We start from the raw sequence: 18,114 nt of genomic DNA, 5'->3' as shown, positions 1-18,114 counted from the left end.
CGCATCATAAAATTTTCTAGATGTTGTGCTGCGCAGTGAAAATGGTCAGAAAACAGGCCATTTGTGGTGTTTTCCAATGCGCGCCGTGGGAAAAGCCACAAAAGACTTTGCGCAGGTCCTGATAACCGTCAGTCAGGGCGCTGCGGGGTCGCCGCGATGGGGGGCCTTGCCGCACCGCGTTTCATTTGCAACAGCGCAGCGTCAGCCTCGGCGATCATGTCTGTAAGCGTTTTGGCAGTCTGCATATCCCAGGCGCTAAAGCCGAAAGTCATGCGCAGATAGATCACATTTTCATTCCAGATCAACGGGTTTTGCGCAACAGCTTGCGCAATCCTATCCGCGACGGCCCGGGCCTCGTCGCGTGATCGGCCGGGCAGCAGGATGCAGAATTCGTCACCGCCAAAGCGGGCGATAATATCCTCGCGCCGCAAAACTTTACGGATAACCGCGCTGATATGGGCCAGGGCGGCGTCTCCGGCGGCATGGCTATAGGTATCGTTGATCGCTTTGAACTTATCCAAATCGGCCATCATGATCGCCATTTTCTGATGCGCGCGCGGGCTGGCGTCGAATGCAGCCATAATCTCGCGCAGGGCGCGGCGATTAAGCAGGCCTGTCAGCTCATCCGTTTTGGCGATCGCGTCTAGATCGCTGCGGAAACGATCCGTCACCATCAGCACAAAGCCAAGATTCCAGATCGTGCCCCCAATGATAGTCGCGACAAGGAACAGCGGTGCGGCCGTATAATAGGCCGCATCCTCAAGATGGCCTGTCAGTCGCAGCAGGTTTGAGAGCGCCTCGCTGCCCTGACCTGCAAGGATCAGATAGCCGGCGCCATTGCTGGTCAGCGCCCCGCTGGTCCGTTGGCCCGATTTGGAGATTGTCATGATGGCGGCTGAAACCGGCATCACCTGCGAGATCGCCGAGATCACGTTCACCGCGCGTTGCTGTCCGGAAAAAACAATCAGGAACAAGAGCGTCGTCACGACAATTCCTGCGGCCTGTGTCCAGCGCGGCGGCAGCCCCAAAAACACGCGCATCCCCAGCCACATCATGCAAAACCCGGCGCAGACCATGGTCAAGGCGAGTGTGCCCAGCGGCGCAAAGGCATCGCTTGCCATCAGCGCCAGACCGCTTGCGCCGGTAAGTGTTAAGGCAAGCAGCCAGTATCGCGCGGCGACCATTGTCGGGTAAGAGGTGACAAAAATCGCCCACACAAAAATAAAACTAAGTGAATTCAGTAGTATGATTGCATAAAGGGTGGCGAAATCCAGCACTTTGATCGTCCGGTTTTTAAGATGCGCAACTATGACTGCGCTGATCGCTGTGCTGTACTCTCTTAGGAATTAAAAGGCACGATTTGCTTGCAGCGCGGCGAAAAAGCCACAAATCCTGCGATGGATTGACCCCGATACCAATGTGGCAGGCTCAGGCGTCGGCATCTTGTGCGGCAAACTTGCGGCGGCTTGCCTCGATCTCATCCACATGATGCGCCGACCAGTGACACAATGTGTAAAGCGGCTGCACCAGTGAGTGCCCCAGCGGCGTCAGCCCATATTCCACCTGCGGCAGGTTGCGATCGCCCGTGACGCGGCGCCAGACCATGCCGTCGCGTTCCAGCCCGCGCAACGTCACCGTCAGCATCCGCTGCGAGATCGACTCAATCTCGCGCCGCATCTGGTTATAGCGCAGCGGGCCGGCGGATAGCACCAGCACCACCAAAACCGTCCATTTATTGCCAACGATGCCCAGAATCGGGGAAATCCGTTCGCAATCACCGGGCACAGACATGTTCCCTAGCTTCATAAATGTGCCTCCTTGAGGTGTTTTTCGCATCCTTTATGTAACCAAGGAACGAAAAGTTCGTTAAGGAGATAACTGAATGTGTGAGCTTTGCAAAGGCGGGTTGAACCTGCATCCGCAGACCCGCAAAATGACCCCCTCGCGCCGTAGCTTTTTGCGTGGCGCAATGGCGTCAGCGGCGGGCGCGGCGTTCCTGCCGGCCTTTATGACGCGTGCCGCAAAGGCGCAGGCCCTGCCTGTTGGCGTGGGCGAGGCGGGCCGCAAGACACTGATCAAGGGCGGCTATATCCTCAGCCAGGACGCGTCAGTCGGCGATTTCATCGGTGACGTGCTGATCGAGGGCAGCAAGATCTTGCAAGTCGCGCCCCAGATCGACGCGCCTGATGCCACCGTGATCGAGGCTGCGGGCCGTGTGGTCATGCCCGGATTCATTGACACGCACCACCACCAGTTTGAAACTAGCCTGCGTTCCTATCTGCCCAACGGCATCATGTTCGCCGACCCCACGCGCGAGGGCGAGCCGAACTATCTTGATGACATCCTTGGCAAATTCTCGATGGTTTACCGTCCGCAAGATGTCTATATCGCGCAGTTGTTCGGCGGCCTCAGCCAGCTTGATGCGGGTGTCACAACCGTTCTTGACGTCTCGCAAATTCACCACTCGCCCGAACATTCCAACGCGGTGATCGAGGGGATGCGCGCGGTTGGCCGCCGCGGCGTGTTCGGCTATTTCGAGGGCTACGGCGATGATCTGCAATATCCGCAGGACGCCCGCCGTATTCGCAACGAATATTTCGGCTCGGACGACCAACTGTTGACCATGCTGATGGGCGGCGAGGCCTATTTGCCGAACGTCAATCCGCTTGATCTGTGGAACATGGGCAAAGAGCTGGATCTGATGGTCGGCCTGCATGTCGTGGGCAGCCTTGGGATGCGCGAGGTGATGGACAACCTGATCCCGCATTACACCGATAAACATTTGTTCATCCATATGACCGGCATGTCGGATGCGGCATGGGAGCGGGCGCGCGATGTGGGGGCGCATATCTCGCTGTCGGTGCCGATTGAAATGCAGATGCGCCACGGCCAGCCGCCCATTCAAAAGGCGATTGATATGGGGATGGCACCCTCGCTGTCGGTCGATGTGGAATGCACGATGACCGCCGATTTCTTTACCCAAATGCGCAGCGCGATCACATGGCAGCGGGCGCTGGCGAACCAAGCGGCGCTGGAAAACGGCCCTGAAAATGCTCCGGCCCTGCTGTCGGTGCGCGAAGTGCTGGAATTTGCGACGATCAATGGCGCGAAAGGCCTGCGTCTGGATCACAAAACCGGCTCGCTGACCCCCGGCAAAGAGGCGGATATCATCCTGCTGGACGCCACCGCCTTGAACGTCGCACCGCTGAACAACGCCCCCGGCGCCGTCGTGACGCTGATGGAGCGTTCGAACGTGGAAACCGTGCTGGTCGCCGGCCAGATCAAGAAATGGCAAGGCGCATTGATCGGTCAGGATATCGCGGCGCTGCGCGATCAGATCATCGCTTCGCGCGATTACCTGTTCGAGGCAGCGGGCGTAGAGGTGCCGCTGTTCGACTAACGGCTGGTCGCAGCCGAAAAAGGGGCGGCCTTCGCGCCGCCCCTTGCTATTGCCGCGCAATCCGCGCCTGATCGGTGCAGGTTTACTGCGGAGATACATATGACCCGTCTGATCTCTACGCTCGCGCTTTGCGCCCTGATCCCCTTTGCCGCCAGCGCCGCGACCGAGGAGGCGTGGGACCAGTTCCGCGCCGATGTCCAAACGGCTTGCGCGGCGCTTGCGCCCGAGGATGGCCAGATCCTGGTCGAGGTGAACCCCTTTGGTTCGGAAAAATATGGCGCGGCGATTGTCTATCAGCAGACCGATGCAGGGCTAGACCGCTATGTCTGCATCTATGACAAACAAGCGCAAACCGCTGAAATCACGCTGGCTTTTCCTGCGGCAGGGAATTGATCGCGATCTGATCATCTGCCCGCAGCGCCGCCAAAAAGGACGGATCGTGGCTGGTTGCAATGATCGCGCCGTCATAATCCGCCAAGGCCTGTTCCAGCGCCGCGATACCGTCCAGATCGAGGTGATTGGTCGGCTCATCCAAGATCAGCAATTGAGGCACCGGACGGCCGCCCATGGCGCAGGCGAGCGCGGCGCGCAGACGCTCTCCGCCGCTGAGATCACGTGCGCGGCGCTGGGACGCGCTTCCGCGAAAGCCGAACCGGGCGAGGGCGCTGTGACGCCCCTCGGCATCGACCGCCGGGTTCAGCCGGGCGAAATTTTCAGCAAGGGTCTGGTCGGGCTGCAAGGCATAGGCGTGCTGATCGAGGTAAGCAAAGGGCACCATCCGCTCGATTTGACCCGATTGCGGCGCGATTGCCCCGGTGATCAGTTTTAGTAATGTCGTCTTGCCGCTGCCATTTGGTCCTGTAATCGCGATACGTTGCGGGCCGGTCAAGGTCAGGGAAAAGCTGCGAATGATCGGGGCGGCGCCATAGCCGCCGGTCACATCCGCCAGACGCAACACCACTTTACCCGCGGCAAGACCGGTGCGCGGGATGTCCATCGCGATGGGTTGCAGCACTTCGATCACGCTGCGCGCTGCAGTTAATGCCTCATCTGCAGCGGCGGCGCGGGCCTCGCGCAGACGGGCACCCGCACCGCCCGAGGCCTCAGAACGGCCTTTGGCGGCGTCCAGCATGATCTTTGGCGCATCACCCTTGCCGCGCGCCGCGCGACCCGCGCTATCCTTGCGGGCCTTCCGCTCGGCCGCTTGCTGGGCGCGTTGGGCGGCTTCGTCCTGGGCCTTTTCGGCATGGGCAAGGCCGCGCGCGGCGGCGGCGAGGGCATGGTCCTTCATCGCGCGGTAAGCGCTGTAATTGCCGCCAAATGTGGTCGCGCCGAGGCTGGAGAGTTCGACAATCGCGTCCATTTCCTCCAGCAGCAGCCGGTCATGGCTGACCACGATCGCGCCGCCGGACCAGTGGCGCAGCATCTGCACGACCGCCGCACGACCATCGGTATCGAGGTTGTTGGTCGGCTCATCCAGCAGCAGCATATCGGGCGCGGCAAAGATCTGTGCCGCCAGCGCCGCGCGGGTGCGCTGCCCGCCTGAAAGCGCAGCCAGAGGCGTCATTGGCGCGCAATCCAGACCCGCTTGCGCCAGCGCATCCGCCAGCCGATCCTCTTGCGTCCAATCAATCTCGGTCAGATCCTCAAGCGTCGCAAGGCCCGCTGCCGCACGATCCAGCCGTGCCAGCATATCGCGCGCGCCAAAGAGGTCCGCGATGGTTTGACCGGGGGTCTCAGCGACTTCTTGGCGCAGATAGCCAATGGTGCGCGGGCGTTGGATCTGTCCGGATTTGGGTGCAACCTCGCCCGCGATCAGGCGCAGCAGCGTCGTCTTGCCGGTGCCATTGCGCCCGACAAGTCCGGTGCGATGCGCGCCGAATTGCAGGTTCAGATTGTCGAAAAGCGCTTGGCCGTCAGGCTTGGCAAAGGACAGATGGGAAAGGGTGATGGATGCAAACATGGGTCAACTCGTCTCGCAGCGAAGCCAAAGGGTTCAGATATGCGAGGGTGAAATCCATGTTTTGCGATACTCCTGTCAGATCAACTTACTATAAGTGCCACGCAGCGCGCGATCAAGTGTCGCCTTTGCCGCTTCGCGATCAAAGCTGTCCGCATCTCCGATCATCACCAACTGGCAACCCGCGGTGGGCGCGCTGAACGGGGTCAGGCTGGCGCGCGGCCCTGCCAGTTGCAGCAACAGCGCGCGGTCGGGGCGGTCGGTAAAGTGCAAGATGCCCTTGGCGCGCAGCAATTGCGGTGCGGTGCGGGTCAGGATTTCCATGAAAGCGGCGCGATCAATCGGATGCTCGGCCGCCCATTCCAAGGCGGTGAATCGTGCGCCGTGGTCGGATTTGGGTTGCGGCACCTTTGCCCGGCGCGGTTGCGCCAGCAGCAAGTCGAACGGCAGCGGGTCGCGTGCATCCAGGACCGGCAGGCGCGCCATCAGCGCGAGCTTTTCGCGCATGTCATCCACGGCCAGATCGGCCTTGGTCACCACCAGCAGATCGGATTGCGCCACCTGCGCCTGCCACAGCGGATCGTGCATCTGCGCGGGCGCAGCGCCGTCAACCACCCCCAGCACCAGATCGAGCGAGACCGCCCCCCAAAGCATCGGGTCCTGCACGACCTCGACAATGCCCTGCGGCTCGGCCACGCCGCTGGCCTCGACGATGATCAGATCGGGTGCGGGGTCTTGGGCCAGCATCAGACGCAGCCCGCGCAGGAAATCACCCTGCAACGCACAGCAGATACAGCCGTTTTTCAGGCCCAGCACCTCGTCCGCCGCATCGCCGAGGATTTCGGCGTCAATATTGATCGCGCCGAAATCATTGACGATCGCCGCGATGCGCAAGCCGTGATCGCCGCGCAGCAGGCTGTTGATCAGCGTGGTTTTGCCCGCCCCCAGAAATCCTGTGACGACGATAACGGGGGTGGGGGCCATTACGCGCTGACCTTGCCGCGCACGGGGCGGCCGGGCGCCGCATCCACGTCCAGCGCACCATCGCGGATCAGCGACACGCCGTTCACCAGCAGCGTTTTCACGCCTGACGCGGGCCGCGTCATATCGGTGAATGTCGCACCATCCGTGATGGTCGCGGGATCAAAGACCACGATATCGGCGCATTTTCCAACCTGCAAACGGCCTTTCAGATGGCCATCCGGTGTCATCTTTTCCAGCAGTTGCGCGGGATATAGCGCGCATTTCGCAATCGCCTCGGGCCAATCGACGGCGCCGCGCTCGCGCGCCCAGATGCGCAAGAAACGCGTGAACGTGCCGGACGAGCGCGGATGCGCCGACAGATCGCGCGGCAAAGGCCAAGCGTCGCCGTCATAGAATGTGCCATCGGGCGCAATCCATGGCATCGCATCCGAGGCGATCAACCCGCCCGGATACAGCACCGAAGCATCCATCATCGCGGAATGGTCGGGGTTCTCGTCCACATCCAGATATTCGGTCAGGATGAACTGGCGCGGGTCGCGTTGCCGCTCTGCGATCAGCGCCTCTTGCGTGCCGAAACGCTTGCCTTCCAGGTTCATGATCGAGCTGTAACCTTTTGGATTACGGCGCATATATTGCGGATCAGTCAGGAATGCAGCGGTGATGGTGGTCGAGGAAATCCCGTAAGGATAGGCCTCGGTCGTGATGGGCAGGCCCGCCGCTTGGGCGCGCTTCAATATCTCGACCGCTTGCAAGATATCTGTGCCCGATGACGAATTCAGGTGGCAGATATGCATATGCGCGCCGGTCGCGGCGGCATAGCCGATGATGCGGATATAGGCCTCGATCGCGCTGCGGGGGTCGTGGACGGCGGTAAAGGCGACATGGGTAAAGGTCGGCGCGCCATGCGCGCCTGCCATTTCGCACAGGGCGACCATTTCCTTGACGCCGCTGCCGGGGGCATAGCCGTTTGGCACGCCGATCCCCAGCGCGCCCTCATGGATACCGGCCTCTACCATGTCAACGATGGCGGTGACCTCATCCCCCTCGGCGGTGCTTTGTTGCCAGCGGTCATTGGGCAGGTTGCGGCCCATGATATTGGGGCCTTCCAGCGTCGCGCCCGACAGCACGACCTGACGCGCCAGCAGCCATGCCGCGCCTGCGCCATAGTTCAGCGCACGGGGACGCTGCGCCTGTTCATCGTACCAACGCGCCACGGGCAGCACGCCGACCTCGAGTTCCAGCGAAGTTGTCACCCCATCAAAGGCCTGCATCCGGTCTGCGGCGAGGGACTGGCCATGGGCGTGAATGTCGATAAAGCCCGGGGCGACGATACAGCCACTGGCGTCCACCGCCTCGCGCCCCGGCGGCAGGCCGGGGGCGATGGCGGCGATCCGATCGCCCGTGATCCCGACATCGGCGATGCCGTCAAAGCCGGTTTCAGGGTCGATCACGCGACCGCCGTGCAGGGTGATATCATACATCAGGCGGCATCCTCGGGTTTGAAATCGCCAATCGCATGGCGGGCGACACGGTGGCCATCGCCGATATCGACCAACGGTGCCATTGGAACCGTTTCCCCAACCGGCAGGATCGCGCCTTTGGGTTCGGACATGTCCAGATTGAACGGCTTGCGCTTGCCCGGCTCGGCAATCGGCACGGCCGACAGCAGGCGGCGGGTATAGGGGTGCTGCGGGTTCTCGAACACCTGACGGCGGGTGCCGATTTCGACGATCTGCCCCAGATAAAGCACCGCAACACGGTGGCTGACCCGTTCGACCACCGCCATGTCATGGCTGATGAACAGCATGGCAATGCCGGTTTCCTTTTGCAGATCCAGCAGCAGGTTCACCACCTGCGCCTGTACCGATACATCCAGCGCCGAGACGCTTTCATCCGCGATGATGATCTTTGGCTCGGCCGCAAGCGCCCGCGCGATACAGATACGCTGGCGCTGCCCGCCCGAGAATTGATGCGGAAAGCGGTCGAACATATCGGCTTGCAGGCCCACGCGTTCCAGCAGCGCCTCGGCGCGTTTGCGGGCCTCGGCACCACTGGCCAAACCGTTGATTTCCATCGGTTCGGTGATCGACTTGCCGATCCGCATCCGCGGGTTCAGCGAGGCATAGGGGTCCTGAAAGATGAACTGGATATGGCGCTGCAGCAGGGCCATGCCAGCGGTATTGCCCGGCAGGATCGCCTGGCCATCGAACAGGATCTGGCCGCCCGTGCGCGGCGCCAGCGACAAAAGCGAGCGACCGGTTGTCGTCTTGCCCGAGCCGCTTTCGCCCACCAGCGCCAGCGTCTCGCCGGGGAACAGATCGAACGAGACCTTTTCGACCGCATGAACCTCGCGCTGGACGCGGCCCATCAGGCCCCCCTTGATCGGGAAGCGGACCTCCAATTCGCGGGCGGACAGGATCGGCGCGCCCTCGTGCTGCGGCGCAGAGACCTCGGCCACTGGCGCGTCGGCCTTTTCCTCGATCAGGTCAAAGCGCAGCGGCAGGTCGGTGCCGCGCGTTGCGCCAAGACGCGGAACGGCGGACAGCAGGCGGCGGGTGTAGTCGGCCTTTGGCGCCTCGAACAACTCGGCAATGCCGGCCTGTTCGACCAACTCGCCGCGGCGCATCACGACGACGCGGTCGGCGACCTCGGCCACAACGCCCAGGTCATGGGTGATGAACATCATGCCCATGCCCATTTCCTTTTGCAGATCGCGCATCAGGCCCAGAATCTGCGCCTGAATGGTCACGTCCAGCGCGGTCGTCGGCTCGTCCGCGATCAGCAGGCTAGGGCGGCAGGACAGCGCGATCGAGATCATCGCCCGCTGCCGCATCCCGCCCGAAAACTCGTGCGGATAACGGGCCAGCGCCGCGCGCGCACCGGGGATGCGCACCAGATCCAAAAGGCGCGCGGCCTCGGTGCGGGCCTCGGCCACCGATTTGTCCTGATGCAGGCGGATTGCCTCGACCAATTGATCGCCAATGGTCATCACCGGGTTCAGCGATGTCATCGGCTCTTGAAAGATCATGGCGATATCTTGGCCGCGCACTTTGCGCATCACCGATTGTTCGGCGCTATCGATATCCAGCACCGATCCGTCGCGGCGGCGCAGTTTGATCGTGCCGCTTTCAATATGGCCACCGGCGAAATCATTCAGGCGCATGACCGCCATCGAGGTCACCGATTTGCCCGAGCCGCTTTCACCCACGATGGCCAGCGTCTCGCCCGCATCCACATGCAGGGAAATGTCGCGTACGGCGGGGCTGGGCGATCCGTCAAAGCGGACGGTCAGGTTCTGCACCTGAAGAAGGGGGAAAGTTGTGGTCATATCAGGCCCTCTTCTTCATGCGCGGATCGAATGTGTCGCGCAAGCCGTCACCGATCAGGTTGATGGCAAGGATGGTCACACTCAGGAATACGGCGGGGATCATCACCAGATGCGGTTTCACCAGCCACAGGGCGCGCCCCTCGGACATCATATTGCCCCAGGTCGGCGTGGTCGGCGGGATGCCGACACCCAGGAACGACAGGCCCGCCTCGAACAGGATCGCCAGCGCGATCTGATAGGTCACGGTGACGATGATCGGCGCGGTGGCGTTCGGCAGCAGGTGTTTGAAGATGATCCGCGTCTTGCTGGCACCCGATGCGGCGGCCACCTCGACATAGGGCTGTTCACGCAGCGACAGTACCGAGGCGCGCACAAGGCGGACAAGGCGCGGCACTTCGGCCAGCGTGATCGAGATGATGACATTGGTTAGCGAGACGCCCGCAACCGCGATCATGGCGATGGCGATCAGAATGGTCGGAATGGCCATCAACCCGTCCATCACGCGCATGATCAGCGGATCAGCCCAGCGGACAAAGCCCGCGATCAGTCCCAGCGCGACGCCGACGACGGTCGACAGAAACGCCACGCCAAAGCCGACGATCAGCGAGACACGCGCGCCATAGATCGCCCGCGAATAGATATCGCGGCCCAGCATATCGCCGCCCAGCCAATGTTCGGCCGAGGGGTTCGCGCCGCGCATTTCCGCGCGGATCAATGAGGGATCAACCGTGCCAAGGAAAGGCGCGAAGATCGCCATCAGCACGATCAGCAGCAGCATGATCGTTCCGATTGTCAGGGTCAGATTACCCCGAAAGACAGAGAGAAACCCGGCCATCAGTATTTGATCCTTGGGTCGAAGAAAGTGTAGGCGATATCAACCGCAAGGTTCACCAGCACATAAAGTGCGCCGAACAGCAGGATAACACCTTGAATAACGGGGTAATCATGGCGCAAGACGGAATCGACCGTCAGGCGGCCAAGGCCCGGAATGGCAAAGACGTTCTCGGTGACGACCGATCCGCTCATTAATACGCCGACACCGCTGCCGATGATCGTGACGATCGGCACAGCCGCGTTTTTCAGCGTGTGGCGGAACAGAACTACGCCCTCGGACACGCCCTTGGCGCGGGCGGTGCGCACGAAATCAAGGCGCAGGTTCTCGAGGATGGACGAGCGGGTGATCCGACCAATCAGCGCGATATAGACCGACGATAGCGCAAGTGCAGGCAACGTCAGGCTGCGCACCGAGGCCCAGAAGCCGTCCGACAGCGGCGTATAGCCTTGCACCGGTAGCCAGCCCAGTTTCAGGCTGATGAACCATGTCAGCACATAGGCGACCACAAAGTTCGGCACCGAGAACAGCAGCACCATGACGACCATGATCGCCTGATCGGTCAGCTTATTCTGGCGCCAGGCGGAAATCACGCCCAGTACGATGCCAAAGAGCACCGAAATGATCAGCGTCAGCAGCATCAGCGAAAAGGTGGGCGCAAGGCGTTGGAAGATCATCTCGGCCACGGGCTGGCGTGTATACATCGACAGGCCAAGATCACCGCGCAGCAAGCCACCCACCCAGGTGACGAACTGGGGAATGAAAGGCTGGTCAAGGCCAAGGTCACTGCGGATTGCGGCGATCATATCGGGCGTTGCATTGTCGCCCGCGATCATGATCGCCGGATCACCCGGCGCCAGACGCAGCACGGCAAAGGCAAAGATCGCGATCAGCGCCATGACCGGAATGGTCGATATCAGTCGTTTCAGGATATAGCTTGTCATCTCGCCCTGCGAAAAAGAAGGGTGATGCTGGCCCGCATTGCGTTGCGGGCCAGCGGATAGGGCGGTTTAGCCGCGCAAAGTGTAGAAGGTCGGCATATTCGTCTGCACGCCGGTCCATTTGTCGGTCACGGCGGTGACGCCATAGATGCAACCAAGCGGGATATAGGGCACGTCGACGAACATCTGTTCCTGCATCTGAGCGGCAATCTCGATCCGCTCGTCTTGCGTCGCGGCGGCCATCCATTGGGCATACAGCTCTTCGATCCGCTCGGATGTCGGCCAGCCGAACCAGCCTGCTTCACCGCGACCACGGATGGCCAGCTGACCGATCGGGTCAAGGTTGTTGGTGCCCGAGATGATGGTGAAGAACACGTTCCAGCCGCCTTCGCTCGGCGCGACGCGCACTTCGCGTTTTTGCAGCGATGCACCCCAGTCCAGCGTCTCGACCTTGACGTCAAAGTCCAGACGGCGCAGCAGATCCGCACCGATCAGCGCCATCGAATGCAGCGAGGCGATCGAGACGGAATCGATCAGTGTGATCGTCGCGCCATAGGCACCGGCCTCGCGCAGCAGCGCTTTTGCGGCTTCCAGATCGCGGGGGCCGTCCAAAGCCGCCATGCCACGGTCGCTGGCCATCGGTGTGCCGGGCACAAAGGCACCGGTATGCACATCCAGATAGTCGGCGTTTTCCGCACCGGCCAAAGCATACATGAAGTCTTGCTGGCTGACGGCCATCTGCACCGCTTGGCGCACACGGATATCGTTGAACGGCGCATGCAGTTGGTTGAAACGCAGCACACCCATTTGCGGCATGGCATTACGATAGAGGGTAAAGCCCGGCATCATTTGCAAGATCGGGGCAAAGTCCAGCGACACGCCCTCGATCCCGTCGACCTCGCCGGCCTGCAAGGCCGCGACCGCAGTGGCGGCATCGGGGATGACCAGCCATTCGATACGGTCGACCATGGCGATCTTGGCGCCGGCGGTGAACACGGCCTCGCCGCCTTCGCGCGGGACGTAATCCTCGAAGCGGGCAAAGACGACCTTGGCGCCCTGCACCCATTCGTCCCAGACCATTTTATAGGGGCCGCTGCCGGTCGGGCGATCAATGCGGTCAGCAGAGGCGGCCTCGGACGCGGGCATGATGGTGCAGCCGTTTTGCGGACGGGCCAGTAGCGCGGGCAGCAGCGGGAACGGCGTGTTCAGCGCGAAGACAAAGGTCTTGTCATCCACGACCGTCACGCTATCGACAGCTGCCGCCAGCGAGGTCGCCGTGCCACCGCGCACGAACCAGCGCTCGATCGAGGCCACGCAATCCGCCGCCGTCACCGCATCGCCGTTGTGGAACTTTAGCCCGTCGCGCAGCGTGATCGTGTGCTGCAGCCCGTCGTTCTCGACGCTATGGCTTTCAGCCATCTGCGGCTGCGCCTCGTAGTTCTCGTCCAGACCAAACAGCGTGTCAAAGGTCAGCAGCGAGTAAAGCTGCGTGATCAGCGCGGTCGAATACATCGGATCGACGACCGACAGATCGGCATGCGGTACCCATTTGAACACGGGGGCGCGGGTGCCGGTCTGAGCCATAGCAGCCTGCCACGGCATTGCAAAAGCGGCCGACAAAAGCGCAGAGCTGCGCAGGAAGTCACGTCTTGTTTGTGTCATTGGAACCTCGATGTTGGTCGTTTGTTATGGTTTTTCAGGCTTTCAGCTCTTGCTCGACCAGCGTCGCCCAAAAGGCGATACCGGGCAGCAGCGCTGCATCGTTAAAGTCATAGCCGGGGTTGTGAACGGCGATGCCGTTGGGGCCTTCGGTGCCGTTGCCCATGAAGAAATAGGCGCCCTTGTTCTTTTCCAGCATGAACGAGAAATCTTCCGAACCCATCATCGGACGGGCGGCGCGCTTGACGTTCGCCTCGCCCAATGCTGCGACAGCGGCGGTGCGGCCGTGCTCGGTCGCCTCGGCGTCGTTGATCAGCGGCGGATAGGGGTTCGGCGCGGCGATGACGGTGGCGGTGCAGTTATAAGCATCCGCGACATCGGTGATCAGCTTGCGCACGCGGGCATTCACCAGCGCGCGCACGGCGGGGGTGTGGGTGCGCAGCGACAGTTTCATCTCGGCCTTTTGGGGAATGACGTTGAACGTCTCGCCCGCGCGGAACATGGCAACTGAGACGACCGCCGAATCCAGCGGATGGACGTTGCGGGAGACGACCGATTGCAGCGCCTGCACGACCGCGCTGCCCGCGACAATCGGGTCAAAGGTGGTGTCGGGCTGGGCCGCATGGCCGCCTTTGCCTTCGATCACCACATCCAGACGGTCGTTTGCGGCGGCAAACGGGCCGGGGGCAAAGGTCAGCTCGCCAACCGGCGTGCCGGGGCCGTTGTGGATGCCGTAGACGGCCTCGCAGGGGAAGCGCTCGAACAAGCCATCCTCGATCATCGCTTTCGCGCCTGCTTTGCCTTCCTCGGCCGGTTGGAAGATCAGGTTCACGACGCCCGAGAAGTTGCGCGTCTCGGCCAGATATTTCGCAGCGCCCAGCAGCATCGCGGTGTGGCCATCATGGCCGCAGGCATGCATCTTGCCGGGCACTTGGCTGGCATAGGGCAGGCCGGTCGCTTCAACGATCGGCAGCGCATCCATATCAGCGCGCAGGCCGATTGCCGTATTGCCGCTGCCCGCGCGCAAGGTGCCAACAACACCTGTGCCACCAATGCCGGTTGTCACCTCGTAACCCCATTCGCCCAGCATCTTGGCCACAAGGGCGGCGGTCTCGAATTCCTCGAACGCAAGTTCAGGATTCGCGTGAATCTGCTGGCGCACCGGCACCATTGCCGTAGCATAAGGTGCGAAACGTTGTTGGCCGTTGTCCATGTGGTGCTCCTTCTGGTCTTGCATCTGAAGAATTTGGGTAGACACCGTAAAAAATTGCGGCAAGACAATAGGCAGCTATCCCGATAACCAGAGGTTTTCATGAAGCTTCATCAACTGCGCGCGTTGGATGCGGTGGCGCGCCTTGGCGGCATCCGCGCAGCGGCCCGTGAAATGCACCTGAGCCAGCCAGCGTTGACCAAGGCCCTGCGCGAGTTGGAGGGGGCTACAGGCTTGAAATTGCTAGATCGTGGCAATGCAGGCGCGATCTTGACCGAGGCCGGATCGCGCCTGTTGCTGCGCAGCCGCGTTGTGTTCCGCGAGTTGGAATATGCCGAGATGGAGATGCGCCAAATGGCCGGGCAAGAACGGGGCCGCGTGTCGGTCGCGCTGTCACCGGTTCTGGGGCAGTTGATACTTTCTAAGGCATACCGCACATTTAATAGGCAGTTTCCAAATATCAGCCTGCGCGTAGAACCAGCTTTTACCCGCACATCGCTGGCCGCGGTGGCGGACGGTCGCGTCGATTTCGCGGTTGTGCTGTTGCAAGGCGTGCATGCGGCCGCGAATGTGGTGGTCGAGCCATGGTTCGATGTCGCGCATCGCGTGCTGGGCCGCGCGGGGCATCCATTGGGTCAGCGCGCCACATTGGATCAGGTGCTGTCGCAAGATTGGGCGCTGACGAACGCCACCGCCGGCGGGCAATTCGATTTGCTGGCCAAGCTTTGCGCCGATAATGGCCATGCGTTGCCCGAAGTGATCCACGAGGCGGCCTCGACCACGTTGCTGGTGGCGCTGGTGTCGGGCACCGAGTTGCTGACCTTTGCGCCCATGCTGAACGCCGCCACCCTCAATTCCGGCGAGACGCAGATCATCGAATGCGAGGAAGTGCGCGGGCTGACCCGAAAATTCGGCCTGCTGCGCCGCGCCGACAGCTATCTCAGCCCCGCCGCAAATGCGCTAAAGGACGAGATTATGCGCCTCAGTCTTGATCATGTCAGCCGTATGCCGCCGGTGCCCTAGGGTTTTCAGGCGCGCCGCACTGGGGTAGATGAGATGGAAAAAGGGGGGGGTGATGCAAAGCATTGATCTACATGCGGTGACATTTGAACATGCGGGGGCAAAGCTGGGCGTTGCGATGACGCAGCCCTTTGGCCCCGGCGCGGATGTGTTCAAGCTGCGGGACAAGATGTTCTGCATGACCATGACCTATCAGGGCGCGCCTGCGGTGACGCTGAAATGCGACCCCGAGCGGTCTCGTTTCCTGCGCGATATTCACCCCAGCATCATCCCCGGTTATCACATGAACAAACAGCATTGGATCACGGTGACGGCGGGGCCCGGGGTGGATGCGGATCTGCTGCGCTTCCTGCTGGACGAGGCCTATACGCTGATCTGGCAGAGCCTGCCAAAGGCCCAGCGCCCGCCCTTGGCGCCAGGCTGATGCGGATTCTGGATGGCGTGATTGCGGATCGCGGCTCGAAATACGCGGTGGCGGGCGGGCCTTGCGCCAGCGAGGATGCGGCCAAGGCCTTTATCAAAGAGTTGAAAAAGAACAAGAAATTCTCCAAGGCAACCCATAACACCTGGGGGCTGCTGCTAGAGGGTGCGCCCATCAAGAATGACGACGGCGAGGCAGGCGCGGGTATGGTCATCTTGCGGATGCTGGAGCGCGAGGGGCTGCAAAACCATATCGTCGTCGTCACCCGCTGGTTCGGCGGCAAACATCTGGGCGGCGACCGCTTTCGCCATGTGCAAGAGGCGGTGCGGATCTATCTGCAAGACCTAAATGAAAACGGCGGCCCCTAAAGGCCGCCGCATTTCATTCCACCAGTGCTGACAGGCGTTTCTTGCGCCGCCCCGACAGGGCCGAATACATCGTCCACAGCAGCAAGATCGCGGTAATCGCCAGCACCGTGGCGGAAATCGGCCGGTCGATGAAGGTGCCGAAATTGCCGCGCGACATCAACATGGCGCGGCGGAAATGCTCTTCCATCAGCGGGCCCAGCACAAAGCCCAGCAGCAGCGGCGCGCCCGGCCAGTCAAAGATGCGCATGACATAGCCCAGCGCGCCAAAGAACAGCACCAGCCAGACATCAAAGGCCGAATTGCTGACCGTATAGACGCCGATACAGATGAACATCAGCACCGCCGGATAGAGCAGGTGATAGGGGATCATCAGCATCCGCACCCAGACCCCGATCAGCGGAATGTTCAGCACCAGCAGCATCAGATTTCCGATCCAGAAGCTCATGATCAGGCCCCAAAACAGCGAGGGCTGCTCGGCCACAAGGCTCGGCCCCGGCGAGATACCGTGGATCATCAGCGCGCCCAGCATCAGCGCCATGGTCGGGCTGCCGGGGATGCCCAGCGACAGGGTCGGGATGAAACTGGTCTGATCGGCGGCATTATTGGCGGATTCGGGGGCCATGATGCCCTCGATCCGGCCCTTGCCGAATTCCTCGGGGTTTTTCGACGACTTCTTTTCCACCGCATAGGCCATAAAGGCGGCAACAGACGGGCCGGTGCCGGGCAGGGTGCCAAAGAACGAGCCGATCGCCGATCCGCGCCCCATCGCACCCCAGGACCGTTTTACATCCTCGCGCGTGGGTTTCATCGCCCGCAGCTTGACGCTTTCGGGGTCGATATCGCCCTTTTTGATGCGGCGCACGGAGGCGATAATCTCGGCCACGCCAAAGATACCCATCGCCAGCGCCACAAGGTTGATGGCATCGGTCAGCTCCAGCTGGCCAAAGTCAAAGCGCGGCATACCGGTATAGATATCCGATCCGACGCAGCCAAACATAATGCCCAGCGTCACCATCGCGAGGCCCTTGACCGCCGATCCGTCCGATATGGTCGATGCGGCCACCAACCCCAACACCATCAGTGCGAAATATTCCGCTGATCCAAATTGCAACGCATAGGATGCGATGACCGGCGCGAACATCATCAGCAGGATGATCCCGATTGAGCCGCCGATGAACGAGGCAATCGTCGTCATGAAAAGCGCGACGCCGCCGCGCCCCTGACGCGCCATCGGATAGCCGTCAAGACAGGTCACCGCATTGGCCGGAGAGCCGGGAATATTCAGCAGGATCGAGGCGGTATTGCCGCCATAGCTCGACCCATACCAGATGCCCGCCAGCATGATCAGCGCGGTGGTCGGATCAAGGTAGAAGGTCAGCGGGAACAGCATCGACATCGCGGCCAGATGCCCGATGCCGGGGATCACGCCGACCAGCGTGCCCAGAAAGACACCGATGAAACAATACAGCAGGTTCTGCCATGTCAGCGCGGTGTCCAGCCCAAGGGCGATATTGGAAAGCATATCCATCTGTCATCCCCCTCAGAACGGCCAGCGCAGCATGGCGATGGGCACATTCAGCCCAACGCGGAAGATCAGCCACGACATGACGCATAGAAAAACAATGCTGATCACCAGAGAGACGGGATAGATCTTCAACTCGGCGCAGGACGAGATCACCACGAGTGCGATGATCGCCGGGATCAGGCCGAACGGAAAGATCAGCGCGGCAAAGGCCGCAACACCGCCAAGGACAAAGATCGGCGACCAGATGCGGATCTCGGGCATTTTGCCGGTGCGGAAAAAGGCAGGCACCGCCTGCAAAACGCCGAAAATGGCAAGGATCACACCCAAACAGGTCGGGAACATTCCCGGCCCCATGCGGGCGATGGTGCCCAGCGGGTAATGGGTCGCGGCATAACCCGCAAAGCTAAGGCCGACGACTATCAGCAGGGCACCGCCGACGATGTCCCTATAATCGCGTGACAGCATG

Annotated in this window: 18 protein-coding genes; 6 read left to right on the top strand and 12 right to left on the bottom strand. The window is 61.6% G+C overall.

What is annotated here, in order from left to right:
* Positions 1–128: 128 nt before the first annotated feature.
* Positions 129–887: a GGDEF domain-containing protein gene (locus KVU_RS05295; RefSeq protein WP_162467583.1), complete on the bottom strand. Its 759-nt coding sequence runs from the start codon at positions 885–887 to the stop codon at positions 129–131.
* On the opposite strand from KVU_RS05295, the gene KVU_RS05290 reads away from it, so the two are divergent.
* The gene (locus KVU_RS05290) at positions 886–1,194 is read left to right on the top strand and encodes a hypothetical protein (protein ID WP_162467582.1); all 309 of its coding nucleotides are present in this window, start codon (positions 886–888) and stop codon (positions 1,192–1,194) included. The two genes, KVU_RS05295 and KVU_RS05290, sit on opposite strands and share 2 nt — an antisense overlap.
* A 234-nt stretch (positions 1,195–1,428) precedes the next feature.
* On the opposite strand, the gene KVU_RS05285 is transcribed toward KVU_RS05290, so the two are convergent.
* Complete coding sequence (locus KVU_RS05285; RefSeq protein ID WP_013384307.1) at positions 1,429–1,806, bottom strand: winged helix-turn-helix transcriptional regulator; 378 nt, start codon at positions 1,804–1,806, stop codon at positions 1,429–1,431.
* 76 nt (positions 1,807–1,882) lie between these two features.
* Here KVU_RS05285 and KVU_RS05280 point away from each other — a divergent pair, with 76 nt between their 5' ends.
* A complete protein-coding gene (locus KVU_RS05280) occupies positions 1,883–3,400 on the top strand; it encodes an amidohydrolase family protein (RefSeq protein ID WP_014537730.1) in 1,518 nt (505 codons plus the stop codon).
* A 99-nt stretch (positions 3,401–3,499) separates the two neighbouring features.
* Positions 3,500–3,793, top strand: coding sequence for a hypothetical protein (locus KVU_RS05275; protein WP_013384304.1), 294 nt, complete (start codon positions 3,500–3,502; stop codon positions 3,791–3,793).
* On the opposite strand, the gene KVU_RS05270 is transcribed toward KVU_RS05275, so the two are convergent.
* The 8 genes from KVU_RS05270 to KVU_RS05235 all read right to left on the bottom strand — a co-directional run bounded on the left by KVU_RS05270 (position 3,762) and on the right by KVU_RS05235 (position 14,317).
* Complete coding sequence (locus tag KVU_RS05270) at positions 3,762–5,363, bottom strand: ABC-F family ATP-binding cassette domain-containing protein (protein ID WP_013384303.1); 1,602 nt, start codon at positions 5,361–5,363, stop codon at positions 3,762–3,764. The two genes, KVU_RS05275 and KVU_RS05270, sit on opposite strands and share 32 nt — an antisense overlap.
* A 75-nt stretch (positions 5,364–5,438) precedes the next feature.
* The gene (locus KVU_RS05265) at positions 5,439–6,344 is read right to left on the bottom strand and encodes a CobW family GTP-binding protein (protein WP_013384302.1); all 906 of its coding nucleotides are present in this window, start codon (positions 6,342–6,344) and stop codon (positions 5,439–5,441) included.
* Positions 6,344–7,825, bottom strand: coding sequence for an amidohydrolase family protein (locus tag KVU_RS05260; RefSeq protein WP_013384301.1), 1,482 nt, complete (start codon positions 7,823–7,825; stop codon positions 6,344–6,346). The genes KVU_RS05265 and KVU_RS05260 overlap by 1 nt, the downstream gene beginning before the upstream one ends.
* Positions 7,825–9,672 (bottom strand): ABC transporter ATP-binding protein, encoded by a 1,848-nt coding sequence (locus tag KVU_RS05255; RefSeq protein ID WP_013384300.1) that lies wholly within the window; start codon positions 9,670–9,672, stop codon positions 7,825–7,827. The genes KVU_RS05260 and KVU_RS05255 overlap by 1 nt, the downstream gene beginning before the upstream one ends.
* A 1-nt stretch (position 9,673) precedes the next feature.
* A complete protein-coding gene (locus KVU_RS05250; RefSeq protein ID WP_014537729.1) occupies positions 9,674–10,507 on the bottom strand; it encodes an ABC transporter permease in 834 nt (277 codons plus the stop codon).
* Complete coding sequence (locus tag KVU_RS05245) at positions 10,507–11,448, bottom strand: ABC transporter permease (RefSeq protein WP_013384298.1); 942 nt, start codon at positions 11,446–11,448, stop codon at positions 10,507–10,509. Before KVU_RS05245 ends, KVU_RS05250 begins: the two co-directional genes overlap by 1 nt.
* Positions 11,449–11,514: 66 nt before the next feature.
* Positions 11,515–13,107: an ABC transporter substrate-binding protein gene (locus KVU_RS05240; protein ID WP_013384297.1), complete on the bottom strand. Its 1,593-nt coding sequence runs from the start codon at positions 13,105–13,107 to the stop codon at positions 11,515–11,517.
* A gap of 34 nt (positions 13,108–13,141) precedes the next feature.
* Positions 13,142–14,317 carry a M20 aminoacylase family protein gene (locus tag KVU_RS05235; protein WP_013384296.1) on the bottom strand — a complete coding sequence of 392 codons (1,176 nt, stop codon included), beginning with the start codon at positions 14,315–14,317 and terminating at the stop codon, positions 13,142–13,144.
* Positions 14,318–14,416: 99 nt separating this feature from the next.
* Here KVU_RS05235 and KVU_RS05230 point away from each other — a divergent pair, with 99 nt between their 5' ends.
* The 3 genes from KVU_RS05230 to KVU_RS05220 are packed head-to-tail and all read left to right on the top strand — an operon-like array spanning position 14,417 to position 16,123.
* The gene (locus KVU_RS05230) at positions 14,417–15,337 is read left to right on the top strand and encodes a LysR family transcriptional regulator (protein ID WP_013384295.1); all 921 of its coding nucleotides are present in this window, start codon (positions 14,417–14,419) and stop codon (positions 15,335–15,337) included.
* A gap of 52 nt (positions 15,338–15,389) precedes the next feature.
* Positions 15,390–15,758, top strand: coding sequence for an MmcQ/YjbR family DNA-binding protein (locus tag KVU_RS05225; protein ID WP_013384294.1), 369 nt, complete (start codon positions 15,390–15,392; stop codon positions 15,756–15,758).
* Positions 15,758–16,123 carry a YigZ family protein gene (locus tag KVU_RS05220; RefSeq protein ID WP_013384293.1) on the top strand — a complete coding sequence of 122 codons (366 nt, stop codon included), beginning with the start codon at positions 15,758–15,760 and terminating at the stop codon, positions 16,121–16,123. The genes KVU_RS05225 and KVU_RS05220 overlap by 1 nt, the downstream gene beginning before the upstream one ends.
* Positions 16,124–16,136: 13 nt before the next feature.
* Here KVU_RS05220 and KVU_RS05215 read toward each other — a convergent pair whose 3' ends face one another.
* Positions 16,137–17,651, bottom strand: coding sequence for a tripartite tricarboxylate transporter permease (locus KVU_RS05215; protein ID WP_013384292.1), 1,515 nt, complete (start codon positions 17,649–17,651; stop codon positions 16,137–16,139).
* 12 nt (positions 17,652–17,663) lie between these two features.
* Positions 17,664–18,113: a tripartite tricarboxylate transporter TctB family protein gene (locus KVU_RS05210; protein ID WP_013384291.1), complete on the bottom strand. Its 450-nt coding sequence runs from the start codon at positions 18,111–18,113 to the stop codon at positions 17,664–17,666.
* Between the last annotated feature and the right edge of the window lies 1 nt (position 18,114).

Source organism: Ketogulonicigenium vulgare WSH-001, from assembly GCF_000223375.1.
Lineage (GTDB): Bacteria > Pseudomonadota > Alphaproteobacteria > Rhodobacterales > Rhodobacteraceae > Ketogulonicigenium > Ketogulonicigenium vulgare.
This window is presented reverse-complemented; position numbering and strand designations above follow the sequence as displayed.